Source organism: Mesorhizobium sp. LSJC280B00, from assembly GCF_000502835.1.
Taxonomy (GTDB): domain Bacteria; phylum Pseudomonadota; class Alphaproteobacteria; order Rhizobiales; family Rhizobiaceae; genus Mesorhizobium.
On the sequence record NZ_AYVL01000001.1, the window covers coordinates 228,340 to 241,115 of the forward strand.

13 protein-coding genes and 2 pseudogenes are annotated in these 12,776 nt (G+C 59.7%); 11 read left to right on the forward strand and 4 right to left on the reverse strand.

The features are described 5' to 3' along the window. Window positions 1–363 precede the first annotated feature (363 nt). From X773_RS41760 to X773_RS41795, 9 genes and pseudogenes are all read left to right on the forward strand, one after another. Entirely contained in the window at window positions 364–1,155 is a 792-nt protein-coding gene (locus tag X773_RS41760) for an alpha/beta hydrolase (protein ID WP_023674204.1), read from the forward strand. Window positions 1,156–1,221: 66 nt separating this feature from the next. Further along, complete coding sequence (locus X773_RS41765; RefSeq protein WP_023674205.1) at window positions 1,222–1,980, forward strand: SDR family oxidoreductase; 759 nt, start codon at window positions 1,222–1,224, stop codon at window positions 1,978–1,980. Window positions 1,981–2,026: 46 nt separating this feature from the next. Next, complete coding sequence (locus X773_RS41770) at window positions 2,027–2,428, forward strand: cupin domain-containing protein (RefSeq protein WP_023674206.1); 402 nt, start codon at window positions 2,027–2,029, stop codon at window positions 2,426–2,428. 51 nt (window positions 2,429–2,479) lie between these two features. Continuing rightward, window positions 2,480–3,127 (forward strand): hypothetical protein, encoded by a 648-nt coding sequence (locus X773_RS41775; protein WP_023674207.1) that lies wholly within the window; start codon window positions 2,480–2,482, stop codon window positions 3,125–3,127. Window positions 3,128–3,393: 266 nt separating this feature from the next. Continuing rightward, on the forward strand, window positions 3,394–3,915 hold the full coding sequence (locus X773_RS41780) for a carboxymuconolactone decarboxylase family protein (RefSeq protein WP_023674208.1): 522 nt from the start codon (window positions 3,394–3,396) through the stop codon (window positions 3,913–3,915). A 137-nt stretch (window positions 3,916–4,052) separates the two neighbouring features. Next, a complete protein-coding gene (locus X773_RS0137000; RefSeq protein WP_031211084.1) occupies window positions 4,053–4,490 on the forward strand; it encodes a CBS domain-containing protein in 438 nt (145 codons plus the stop codon). A gap of 128 nt (window positions 4,491–4,618) precedes the next feature. Then, window positions 4,619–5,353, forward strand: coding sequence for an ATP-binding protein (locus X773_RS41785; protein WP_023674210.1), 735 nt, complete (start codon window positions 4,619–4,621; stop codon window positions 5,351–5,353). Between the two features lie 54 nt (window positions 5,354–5,407). After that, window positions 5,408–5,689, forward strand: coding sequence for a GNAT family N-acetyltransferase (locus X773_RS41790; RefSeq protein ID WP_023674211.1), 282 nt, complete (start codon window positions 5,408–5,410; stop codon window positions 5,687–5,689). A 41-nt stretch (window positions 5,690–5,730) separates the two neighbouring features. Further along, a pseudogene (locus tag X773_RS41795) lies at window positions 5,731–6,161 on the forward strand (DUF1810 family protein). A gap of 67 nt (window positions 6,162–6,228) precedes the next feature. Here the strand turns inward: X773_RS41795 and X773_RS41800 are convergent. From X773_RS41800 to petA, 4 genes and pseudogenes are all read right to left on the reverse strand, one after another. Further along, window positions 6,229–6,955: pseudogene (locus X773_RS41800) on the reverse strand (pirin family protein). A gap of 26 nt (window positions 6,956–6,981) precedes the next feature. Continuing rightward, window positions 6,982–8,499, reverse strand: a complete 1,518-nt coding sequence (locus X773_RS41805; protein WP_023674216.1) for a mechanosensitive ion channel family protein — start codon at window positions 8,497–8,499, stop codon at window positions 6,982–6,984. 23 nt (window positions 8,500–8,522) lie between these two features. Beyond that, window positions 8,523–9,818 (reverse strand): cytochrome b N-terminal domain-containing protein, encoded by a 1,296-nt coding sequence (locus tag X773_RS41810; protein WP_023674217.1) that lies wholly within the window; start codon window positions 9,816–9,818, stop codon window positions 8,523–8,525. Between the two features lie 15 nt (window positions 9,819–9,833). Continuing rightward, the gene (gene petA / locus X773_RS41815) at window positions 9,834–10,343 is read right to left on the reverse strand and encodes a ubiquinol-cytochrome c reductase iron-sulfur subunit (protein ID WP_023674218.1); all 510 of its coding nucleotides are present in this window, start codon (window positions 10,341–10,343) and stop codon (window positions 9,834–9,836) included. 430 nt (window positions 10,344–10,773) lie between these two features. Between petA and X773_RS41820 the strand changes: the two genes are divergently transcribed. Both X773_RS41820 and X773_RS41825 read left to right on the forward strand, forming a co-directional pair. Next, window positions 10,774–11,358, forward strand: coding sequence for a glutathione binding-like protein (locus X773_RS41820; protein WP_023674220.1), 585 nt, complete (start codon window positions 10,774–10,776; stop codon window positions 11,356–11,358). Window positions 11,359–11,699: 341 nt separating this feature from the next. Beyond that, window positions 11,700–12,764, forward strand: coding sequence for an alpha/beta hydrolase (locus X773_RS41825; protein ID WP_023674221.1), 1,065 nt, complete (start codon window positions 11,700–11,702; stop codon window positions 12,762–12,764). Window positions 12,765–12,776: the final 12 nt, after the last annotated feature.

Sequence of the window (12,776 nt, forward strand, 5' to 3'; positions counted from 1 at the left end):
TTGGGCGATGCGGGCCGAAGGCCAGGAACTATGTCGTTGACGAGAGGAGGCTTTGCCGCCGTGTTCGATCCGGCCGGCTCACCAGCGCTCAACGGATCGACCGCGCCAGGTTCTCGCCACGGCGGCAGCGAAGTCTTGCAAACACAACTCTCTGGCCGCGCGCCCTCAGTGTCTGTTCCGGCTACCGCCGACAATGCACACCCGCATAGATAGCTCAATCATGCTGCAGGGCACCTGATCTCCCTGGTGACCTACCCTGCACCTTGGCATTGTATGACAGACCCTTCCGCACAATAGGTTGGCGGGCCGCGTCGGCGCATTCTCCTGAGCATTGGTCACCACAGGCCACACGGGAGAAAGCAAATGCGAAACATAACTCGAGTCCTGGCCCTCACCGCAGCGCTTGCCGCGTCGGGCGGCGGGATGGCGCAGGCCGCGAATTCTCAGCCCAAGCCGACGATCGTGCTGGTGCACGGCGCCTTCGCGGAATCGTCGAGCTGGGATGCAGTCATCACCAAGCTCAGCAAAGACGGTTATGTAGCGATAGCCGCAGCTAATCCGCTCCGCGGCGTTGCCAGCGATGCGACAGCAGTCTCAGCCATCGTCCGGTCGGTTTCCGGGCCGGTCGTGCTGGTGGGGCATTCCTACGGCGGGCCTGTCATCACCGAGGCCGCCAATGGCAATCCCAATGTGAAGGCATTGGTCTACGTGGCGGGTTTCGCGCCGGATACCGGCGAATCGAGCCTTACGTTGTCCAGCATGTTTCCCGGCAGCACCTTGGGGAGCGCGCTTGCTCCCGTCGCGTTGCCGGACGGCGGACAAGACCTCTTCATCGAGCCGGCCAAGTTCCGCGCCCAGTTCGCCGCCGACGTTCCGCAAGAGCAGACTTTGCTGATGGCTGCCACTCAACGCCCTGTTGCGCAGGCGGCTCTGGCTGAAGCCTCGGGCGTCGCCTCATGGAAGACGCTGCCGTCCTACATGATCTACGGCTCGGATGACCGCAACATCCCGGCAGCCGTCATGAGCTTCATGGCCAAGCGTGCGCACGCGGTAAAGACCGTCGTCATCGAGGGTGCGTCCCACGCGCTCATGGTTTCGCATCCCGACGAGGTCACGTCACTCATCGAGGATGCTGCTGCATCGGTCAGTCAGTAGCAGGCCGGAAACGCCCAGCATCCGATCGAGCAACGAAAATAGACACGCAACACCAGGAGACCAGACATGAAGATCGTCGTCATCGGCGGAACCGGGCTGATCGGTTCAAAGACCGTGGAGAGACTGCGAAACAAAGGACACGACGTGCTTGCGGCGTCGCCGAATTCGGGCGTCAACACCGTTACGGGAGAGGGTCTGGCGGCCGCGCTTGCCGGTGCGCAGGTCGTCGTCGACCTCGCGAACTCGCCGTCGTTCGAGGAAAAGGCTGCCCTGGAGTTCTTCGAGGCATCCGGGCGTAATCTTTTTGCCGCCGAAACGGCCGCCGGCGTCCGTCATCACGTGGCGCTGTCGGTCGTCGGTACCGACCGGCTGCAGGGCATGGGCTATTTCCGCGGCAAGTTGCTTCAGGAAAAGCTGATCAGGGAGTCCGGAATTCCCTACACCATCGTTCACGCCACTCAATTCTTCGAATTCACCGCCGCCATCGCAAACACGGGCGCCGTCGGGGATACCATTCATATGTCGCCGGCCTACTTCCAACCCATGGCGGCTGATAATGTTGCCGATGCGATGGCGGACGTCGCGCTTGCCGCGCCGTTGAACGGCATGATCGAAATTGCCGGCCCGGAGCGTGTTCGCATGAGCGAACTTGTCGAGCGCTTCCTGAAGGCCACCAACGACCCGCGCAAAGTCGTCCCGGATCCCGGCGCGCTCTACTACGGCCAAGTGGCAATCGACGATCGAACGCTGGTGCCCGGCGAGAACGCGCGCATCGGCGCCGTGCGTTTCGATGATTGGCTCAGCCGATACACACCACCGAAGTAAGTAATCATCGGATAGGCCCGCCATTCGCACAACAAGGAGACCAGACATGATCAAAACACTTCTCTGCGCCGCGCTCACCTCCGCTTCCGTCACCGCAGCAATGGCCAATGACGCCGCCAGCGTGAAGCTTGTCTACGACCAGGCTCTTCCAAACGTGCCCGGCAAGAGCATGAAAGCCGTGCTCGTCGAGTACGCGCCTGGGGGTACGTCGCCGGCTCATACCCATCCCAAATCCGCGTTCATCTATGCCACGGTCCTGCAGGGGGCGATCCGAAGCCAGGTCAACGACGGGCCGGTGAAGACTTATCGCGCCGGCGAGAGTTTCTCGGAATTCCCTGGCGACCGTCATGCCGTCAGCGAAAACGCCAGCAAGACGGAAGGCGCTCGTCTGCTTGCTATTTTCGTCGTCGACACCAGCGAGACGGAACTGACGACGAACGCGAAATGAAATCGTAGCCCCCGGGACCATCGGGGCGTAGGCGAAGGGACGGTCAGTGACATGAATTCGATCGCCATCCGCACACTTGCGGGGATTTTGGTCCCCGATACTCCGCTTGTTGGCCGAGCGATCGAACATGCCCGCGCTCGATGTGAACCCTACCTGTTCAACCACGTGGTCCGATCCTGGCTTTTCGCGGCCCGGATCGGACAGATTCAGAATATCCAGCACGACGCGGAGGTTGTTGCGGTTGCAACCCTGTTGCATGACGTCACGCTCAATGAGGACTTCGCCGGGCCGCGCCGTTTCGAAGTGGAAGGCGCCGATCTTGCCCGCACCTTCGTTCGGGAGGGCGGCTTCGACGAGCGGCGCGCCCAATTGATCTGGGACAGCGTCGCCCTCAACTCGACGCCGTCAATCGGCCTCTACAAGGAGGCTGAGGTGGCGCTTTGCACAGCCGGCATCTGTCTCGATGTCGTCGGCTTGCAATACAGCCTCATTTCGTCAGCCGAGATTGCAAAGATCATCGGTGAGTTTCCACGCCTCCAAATGAAGCGACGGATGACGCGATGCTTTTGCCATATCGCCGAGGTCAGGCCGGAAACCACCTACGACAACTTTGCCCGGGACTTCGGCGAGCGCTTTGTTTCAGGCTACAAGGCGACTTCGGCAGTTGATCTTGTGATGAACGCTCCCTTCGAAGAGTGAACGCAGTTTCGATCCAGGTTCTATCGACACCGGTCGGTTCAGCCTCGCCCTTCAAGTGACCCAAACGCTGTGCGCCCGTCGCATGCCTGCGCCAAAGCGAATTGCCGGGGGCAGCGGTCAGGTGCCAATTTCCACCTCCTATACTTCGGTTTAGGCGCCCCAACCCAATCGAGTGGCAATACATATCATCGGCACGATAGCAACAGTTCGTCTCACCGGTCATCCTTACGCTGCAATGGATCGCAAACACCTCAAGGAGATAAGTAATGAATATTGCAGCGTCACCGGTCGCTCCGAAAGGAAAAGCCGTCGCCCAACGCGCGAGTTATGCGGAGCAGTCGCCGGAACTTCTGAAGAAATTTATTGAATTTCTTGGTGCGACGCGAGAGGGGTCGATCGAAGAACCGATCCGCGACCTTGTTGCAGTCCGAGCCGCGCAGCTGAACGGGTGCACCTTCTGCCTCGATATGCACGTCAAACAGGCGAAGATCCATGGCGAGCGCGAACTGCGCCTTTACCACCTGGCAGCCTGGCGGGATTCGACCTTGTTCGTTCCTCGCGAGCGCGCAGCCTTGGCATGGACGGAAGTCTTGACCAAGCTGCCCGAGCAGGGTGTCCCCGACGAGATCTACGATCGGGTCAGGTCGCAGCTTTCCGAGAAGGAAATTTCCGATCTGACCTTCGTTGTCATGGCGGTCAATTCTTGGAACCGTCTGAACATCGGCTTCAAACCCGTCCCGGGCTCGGGGGATGCGAAGTTTGGCCTGAGCAAAGCAGCACTGAGCTAATCTTTGGAACGGGTCAGAATGGCGCTTGTTTGCGCGCCATTCTGACCGGCCAGGCGAAGGCGCCGAGCTCGGCGACCAACACTGGAACCGATCTCAGCCTCCCGGCCGCGGCCGCGAGGCGCTCTCAGGAGGGCGTCATGCGCATTGACAGTCTGCATCCAGTAATATCGGCCCGTCTCATGGTGATTGATGTCGACGCTCCACTCCGCAGTGCAGCACTCTCACTTTCCAGGCCCGCAATAGGCCTGGTCGTGGTGTGCCACGGCAGTGGGGAGGCGGCAGGCGTGCTGAGCAAGTCCGACCTTGTCCGCCATCTGGCGAATTCAGGGCCAACAGAAGCGCCGATTGCGGCATTGATGAGCACGTCCATCGTGTCCTGTGGTCCCGATGACGACCTTCATTCAGTCTGGCAGACCATGGCCGCGCAAGGCCTTCAGAATGTGCCGGTGCTAGGGGCTGACTCGAAACCGCTAGGCGTCCTCGATATCCGTGATGCGATGAAGGCGCTTTTCAAACAAGAGGAACTGCAGGAACGGCTGCTTGCCAACTACATCAGCGGGATCGGCTATCAATAGAGCTTGGTCTATCGTTTGGATATACAGAAGTATGTATCGGAGGCGTCTTAGATATAATTGACAATAAATGCCGTAAATTATAGCGTATTGAAGCAAATGGGTGTCGACTGAGCCAACGGGGTTATGAAATGTTTCGTCCGGACATAAAAGAAGATGTCTTCGACGGCCCGCCCGATGGTCTTGGAAGTGGTATGTCCGTGCAAATGTCGACGGCCGGCATCGTCCATGACCTGGGCAATCTCATTCAGGTCGCCTCGTCGGCGTTGAACCACCTGGCCCGCGATCCGAGCATCCAAGCGGCTCCGGCGCTTGGGCCTGTAATTGCCGGCGCCAAAACGGCTTTGGAACGGGCTGGGGACCTTGTCCGGCAAACCATCAGCCTGGCTCGAGAGAGCCACGCGGAAATCGAATACACAAACGTAGATGCTTGCCTGGCTGAGATCGAAACCCTCGTGCGGAGCGCCTTGGATGCCAATTTCGGTCTTGAGCTTCGGGTTGGGTCCGACCTGCCTTTGGTGAGATGCGATCGCTTTGGGTTGCAAAATGCGGTTCTGAACCTTCTGTTCAACGCGCGCGATGCAATGCCTGACGGCGGTTTCATCTCGATCGATGCCGGCTTGGCCTCTGAAAGCTCTACCGCCGGTCAGGTAGATATCCGTGTCGCGGACAACGGTCTCGGGATGACCAGCGAGACGATGGTCTGCGCCTTCGATCCGTTCTTCACCACCAAAAGCGAAGGCCTCGGCGGCGTCGGTTTGCCGATGGTGAAGCGCTTTGTCGAGCAGTCAGGCGGAAGCATCGCTATTCAGAGCACACTTGGGGCAGGCACGACCGTCACTCTGCGGTTGCCTGCGGTGCGATAGCGGCCGGCCAATCTCCCCCCGGTGACAGACGTGACATACAATCGAGAGATAGAGATGGATGCACAAGTCGTTGAAAACGTCCAACAGCACCGTTTCGAGCTGCCGATCGCCGGCGATATGTTTGCGGCGGCCTACTATCGGCTCGAGGGCGGGCAGGTCGCGCTGATACACACCGAAGTCCCGTCGGAATTTTCCGGACAAGGGATCGCGTCGCGATTGGCCCAAGGGACCTTCGAACTGCTCCGCAAAACCGGCCGTAAAGCGATCTTGAAATGTCCCTTCATGAGCCGCTTTTTCGCCAAGCACCCGGACTATGCAGATGTCGTCGACGGCTAGTCAGGGCACCAATGTTGAGGGTTTCCCAAGGATCTATCCAAATGCCTGACGAGTATGATTTGCAGAGGTTCGTCAGCGCACAGGATCCGGTCTACGACGACGCGCTGGCCATTCTACGTCGAGGGATGATGTGCACTCCCTATATGGAGTTCATCTTCCCAAGGTTGGCCACAAGGCGAAGTGGTGCAGCGCCTGAGCCATATGCAATCACATCGCTCGACGAAGCCAGCGCCTATCTGTCATTCCGATCCTCGGAGGCCGTTATCGGGAATGCGTTGGCACCCTGCAACGGCTCTCCGGCCTAAGCGCTCGCGCTGTCTTCGGTGACGGTGATGCGAAGAAGTTGCACGCGTCCCTCACGCTGTTTTCCGAAGCAAGCAACGACGAGTTCCTGCTCGAGACAATCTTCGACGTCTGGTTCGACGGTTTGCTCGATGAGGAAACGATGAACGATCTCTACTTGATGTCGTAGTGGTCTGCCTGCGCCACCCGGCGTAAAGCTGTCGCGGCGCTGAGGTCACCATCCGCTGCCTTATCCCTCACACGCTGCCATCTGGCAGAGGCATGAGCTCGTGCTCTCCCGGCACGCCGGGGAAGCGGCGTTCGCGCCAATCCGCCTTTGCCTGCTCGATCCGTTCGGCTGAAGAGGAGACGAAGTTCCAATAGATATGACGTGGCTCGGCCAGGGGCTCACCTCCTATCAGCATCAGTCTCGCCGCATGGAAGGCAGGCGCCTGGAGCACAATCTCAGCGCCGGGCGCCAGAGCTACTAATTCGGCCTCATGAAACGTACCGAGCTGGCCGGCAATTCCAACCTCACCGGCGACGATGTGGATCGCACGCTCACGGTGTTCGGGTTTCACCTGGTAGCGCGCACCGCTCGTGAGCACAATTTCGGCATAGACCATGTCGGAGAACGTCCGGTGGCGTGCGCTCGGAATGGACGATGCCCGACCCGGCCGTCATCCAGTTGGCCTCGCCAGGACGGATGGTCTGCACTTTACCCAAATTGTCGCGATGGACGATCTCGCCATCGATCAGGTAGGTCACGGCCGCAATGCCGATATGCGGATGTGGTCCCATATCGAAACCGTGACCTGCGTCGAACATAGTGGGGCCGAAATGGTCGAACAGGATGAAGGGCCGGATCATCAGGCGATTCGAGGACGGCAATACGCGCCTTATCTTCAGTCCGTCCGCAAAATCACGGATAGCCGGCTGGATGAGTGTATCGATGCCTGTGATATCGCTTTGGCGGATGGTCATGGATCTCTGTCCTTCTGCATGCCTTATCAGCCAGGTGCCCGAACGCGCTTGAACGGAGCGGCGCGAAAGACTGTCTGAATGGCTTTGAGGAGCGCGAATTTGGAGCCCGCGTGGTGCTGTCCGGCGATGCCGCTTTCATTAAAAGCCGACACCCTCATCGACAGGGTCGCGGCAAGATCTTCGGCCATTTCGGGCCTGTCGTGCAGCAGCGGCGCAAAGCTTTCCTGGTCTATCTCGTAAACCGTGATGGGGGTCATTGCCCGCAAACTTGACATCTCGCCAATGCCCGCGAGCAAGCCGGTCTCGCCGAAGAAATCGCCAGGTGCAAGCCGGCCGATCTCCTGCAGTTGATCATCGCCCTCGCCAATTTGCCGGACGATGACTCCCGTCCGTACGATCATGAGCGACGGCAGCATCTCTCCCTGTCGTGCGATGATTTCGCCCTTATGGTAGGTGCGAACCGAGGCCGCTTTGGCGAGCGACTCCTGCTCGGTATCCGTTAGCGCCGAGAATACCGGTATGGAATTGATGAGTTCGATCGGGGTGAAGCCTTGGGAGGCCGCCGTCTCGTGGCCCGGCCGGTTGGTCATGGCAATCGAGCCCGAAAATGGCTCCGCCAGCAGCATGCCGGTCGACTTTGAATGGCGATAAATGAGATCGAAGATTTCGTTCCGAGCGGCACTTCGCTGGTCGATACTTGCGACGCGAAAAAACAACTCGATCTCGATAGCTGCGGCATCCAGGCTTCTGATGGTGACCGAAGGCGAAGGCTCCTGGAGGATTGAATTGCAGCTCAGCAAGACAGTGCGCATGAGGTCTACGATGATCGCCGGCGTCGTCGTTGGCACCACCTTGACGGTTACGGCAAGTCCATGGCTCTCGTCCGGACCGCTTAAATTTGTTACCCCGATCTTGGCGAGAAGGCTGTTTGGCAGCGCGACGACATTGTGGGTCGGGGTCAGGAGTTGAGTCGACCGCCAATTGGTCTCGACAACGCGGCCTTCGGTTCCGTCGCCCAGAATGATCCAGTTTCCAAGCACGTAAGGGCGGCCGAGGTTTAGCGCGATCGCCGAAAATACGTCACCAAGCGTATTCTGGAGCGCCAGTCCCAGGATGACGGCAAAGACGCCCGACGTGGCAATGAGCGTTCCGACCGGCACTGCAAAGACAAACGCCAGGATCGACAGGAACATTCCAGCGTAGACGACACCGACCACGACGTCCTGCAGGAGACGTGCCTCGCGCGGCTTTCGCTCAAAGACGAGATAGATACGGACAAATCCGATCAGCGCCCAGGCAAGGTGAACCCACCAGAGCAGCTTGACCGAGCCGATGAGGATCGCTCCTCCGGTTGTCTCGTTGTCTCCTGCGGCCTCGTATGGCACGACGCGCAGGTGGAGAACCATGGCCGACATCGCGAGGAAAAAGCCGAGTTGGACGAGCAGCTTCGCATTGGCGAAGCGTCTGGGGATGAGGGACCAAACGACGATCCCGGCGAGGCCGAGCAACACGAGGTAGACCAGAGGAGAGTTCCACCAGCTCATGAACGATCACCGCGATGCCAAGTTCAATGTTTGGTCTCCGGCCCGGCGATCGGGCCTCTGCCGCTGGCCTTGTCTTTTTCGAGAACTGCTTCGGTGATCGAATTCGGCAGCCGTCGCGGCTTTTCGATCAGCCCGAGCACCGGCATGGCGATGATGAAGAACGCAAAATAGTAAAGCGTCGCCAGTTGGGACATGACGACGTATGCGCCTTCCGCCGGCCGGGAGCCGAGCCAACCGAGAAAGAGAGCATTGGCAACGAACAGCCAGAAGAGCACCCTGTACCAGGGCCGATAGACCGCCGAGCGTACCCTCGAGGTGTCGAGCCACGGCACCAGGAACAGCACCGCGATCGAGCCGAACATCGCGAGCACGCCGCCGAGCTTGGAATCGATGGGCCCGATATTGAAGGTGATGGCCCGCAGGATCGCGTAAAACGGCAGGAAGTACCATTCCGGCACGATGTGGGCCGGCGTCTTCAGCGGATTGGCGATGCTGCTATTGTCGGGATGGCCGAGGTAGTTCGGCAGGTAGAAAACGAAATAGGCGAAGAAGAACAGGAACACGAGGATGCCGAAGGCATCTTTGACGGTGGCATAGGGCGTGAAGTCCACGACATCAGTTTTCGATTTGAACTCGATGCCGGTCGGATTGTTCTGGCCGACGACGTGAAGCGCCCATATGTGCAAGGTCACCACACCCGCAAGCACAAATGGCAGCAGGTAATGCAGCGCAAAGAAGCGGTTCAGCGTCGGATTATCGACCGCGAAGCCGCCGAGCAAAAGCTGCTGGAGCCAGTCGCCGATCAGTGGGACTGCGGTGAAGAAGCTGGTGATGACAGTAGCGCCCCAGAACGACATCTGCCCCCAAGGCAGCACGTAACCCATGAAGGCCGTCGCCATCATCAGCAGGAGATTGGTGCAACCGAGCACCCACAGCAGCTCACGCGGCGCCTTGTACGAACCATAGTAGAGTCCGCGGCAGATGTGGATGTAGACGGCAATGAAGAAGAACGACGCGCCGTTGGAATGGAGATAGCGCAGCAGCCAGCCCGAATTCACGTCGCGCATGATCTGCTCGACCGAGTTGAAGGCCAGCCCCGTATCAGGAGCGTAATGCATCGCCAGCACGATGCCGGTCAGGATCTGTGAAACCAGCATGATCGTGAGAATGCCGCCGAACGTATAGGCGTAGTTCAGGTTGCGCGGGACGGGATAGACGATGAAGCTGTCATAGACCAGCCGCGGCAGCGGCAGGCGGGCGTCGAACCAACGTTCGATTCTGGTTTTGGGCGTATAGGTCGAGTGTTTGTCGCCGCTCATCGAAATGCCCTTGCCTCAGCCGATACGGATCTTGGTGTCGGAAACGAATTGGAACACCGGTACCGCCATGTTCTCGGGTGCCGGCCCCTTCCGGACGCGGCCGGCGGTGTCGTATTGCGAACCATGGCAGGGGCAGAACCAGCCGTCGAAATCGCCTTCCTGACCATGCGGGATGCAGCCGAGATGGGTGCAGACCTGGATCATCACCACCCAGGCTTCCTTGCCCGGCATAGTTCGATTGGCGTCGGTTGCCGGCGCATCGGCCGGCAGATTGGCGTTGCGGGCAATTGGATCCTTGAGCTCGGCGAGACTGACTGCCTGGCCGTCCTTCCTCTCTTTTTCGGTGCGGTTGCGCACGACCACCGGCTTGCCGTGCCAGTCGACGATCAGCGACGTTCCCGGCGTCAGCGAGGAGACGTCGACCTCGATCGCGGCGGGCGCTTCGACGCGCAATGTGTGCTCGGCTGTGGAGGTTTCGGAAAGGTCGGCCATGATGGCGACTCCTATTGTCGGAAGCTGCGTCATCGCGTTGGTGGCAATCGAGCAAAAGCAGACCACGGCTTTCGCGTTTCCAGTCTGCTCGTGCCGCGCGGAATATGCCGGCCGAGGCCGGTGTGAGCCATCGTGCCAACGGCACGTGCGTCCAATACTTTCGTTTAGGATTTCCTGAGCGAAGGACTGGCCGGGCCGGCGATGTTGCCATCATGGAAGGTTCTGGATTCCTCCAGATAACCGTTGGCCGCTGAGCTGGCATACGTCCCAGCATTGCGCACGGCGATCCAGAACTTCACCCCGACCATACCTCGGCATAGGCACGTCTAGCTGTCGGTGTCGTAGTCGTCGTCTCCGCCAAGTGCGAGTTTCTGGAGCGGTTGTCTCGCGTGGCGCGGGGCAGGTTTTTCGCTCGGCGACGACCAATTGCGGGATTCAATCGGGTTTAGAAAAGGGAAAAGCGGTGAAACTCTACTACAGCCCTCTCGCCTGCAGCCTGGCGGACCACATCGCTCTGGAAGAGGCCGGTGTTTCCTTCGAGCGCGAAAGTGTGAACCTCAAGCCCAAACGGACAGGCTCCGGGGATGATTTCACAACCGTCACGCGCAAGGGCTATGTTCCAGCCCTCGTGCTGGATAGCGGCGAAACGCTGACGGAAAATATCGCGGTCCTCGACTGGATTGCGTCGCAATACCCGCCACTGGGAGTGGCGGGGCCGTTGGGCCGTACCCGCCTTCTCGAAGCGCTGACCTATGTCTCAACTGAAATACACCGAAGCTTCAAGCCGATGTGGCACCAAAGCAGCGCTGCCGAAAAGGCCAGGGCGAGCGCGACGATTACGAGCCAACTCGAGTTCTTCGCTGACGGGCTCGAGACCGACTATCTGTTCGGCGACAAACCCGGCGTCGCGGATTTTTATCTTTTCGTGATGCTGCTTTGGGCGGCCCGCTTCCACGTCCCTGTTCCCGCGCCTTTGCAAGCCCTTCGCGTCCGAATGGCTGCCCGACCGGCCGTGCGCATCGCAATGGATCGCGAGGGCCTCGTCTGAAGCCGAGGGCGACTTCGAGCATAAGATCAGATGCAACATGTCCTCTCGCCCAAACAGAAGATCAGGAGTCATTCTCATGCTGCCGTTCCTTCGGATGCTACATCCAGCCGCTTCCAAGCGCGGCGACGGCCTAAGTCTCGAATTTCTGAGGAGGGAAATCGAGGAAACGCTTGACCTGACCGGCATTCAATCAGAGTTCGCCGCACTGCCTCCTGGCCGAGTGGTTACAATGGTTGGTCCGCCGCCCGCAGTCACCATCGAAATAGGCAACATTTCCGGTCGGCCGATGAGGCGGGCGGGTCCGGTCGTTCCTGCTTGTTGGTCATTACAGAGGCTTCATCATGAATGCGAGTAAGGGTCCCGAGACGGTCGATCATCGCCGCCGACGCATTGTTGGTGCTGCGGCAGTGACGTTCGCCGCCACCGAACTCGGCTTGAGCGTGCCGGCAAAGGCGGCAGCCGCTAGGACGGTCGAGGCGAGGGCATCTGCTACGCAAACCACGCAGAAATCATTCGGCTCGCTCGGGCAGGTCAATGCCGGAAATCTGAGCGTCGGATATGCGGAGCTGGGGCCCGCCGAAGGTGCCCCAGTGATCCTGCTTCATGGCTGGCCTTATGACATTCACACCTACGCCGATGTCGCTTCCCTGCTTGCCGCAAAGGGGTACCGCGTGATTGTGCCCTACCTGCGCGGCTACGGCACTACGCGCTTCCTGTCGGACGAGACGATGCGCAACGGCCAGCAGTCGGCGCTCGCCGTGGATACGATCGCCCTGATGGATGCGCTGGGGATCGAAAAGGCCACGATCGCCGGCTGCGACTGGGGCGCTCGAACGGCCAATGTCGTTGCCGCGCTCTGGCCTGAGCGTTGCAAGGCGATCGTCTCGGTGAGCGGCTATCTCATAGGAAATCAGCAGGTCGGCATGGTGCCGCTGCCACCGGAGACGGAGCTTCAATGGTGGTATCAGTATTACTTCGCCACGGATCGCGGCCGCGCCGGCTACGAGAAATACACGCGCGATTTCGCCAAACTCATCTGGCAACTCGCTTCGCCGCAGTGGGATTTCGACGATGACATCTTCCAGCGCAGCGCCGCAGCACTGGACAACCCCGATCACGTCAGCATCGTCATTCACAATTACCGCTGGAGGCTCGGGCTGGCACAGGGCGAGCCGGAATATGACGTTCTGGAAAACCGGCTGGCCGAAGCTCCCGTGATCACAGTGCCGACCATTACCCTTGAGGGTGATGCCAATGGCGCACCCCATCCCGACAGCAGTTCCTACGCCAAGAAATTCTCGGGCAGATACACGCACCGGATCATCACCGGCGGTATCGGCCACAACTTGCCTCAAGAAGCCCCGCAAGCCTTTGCCCAGGCTGTTATCGACGTCGGCGAATACTGATCAAAATCCATG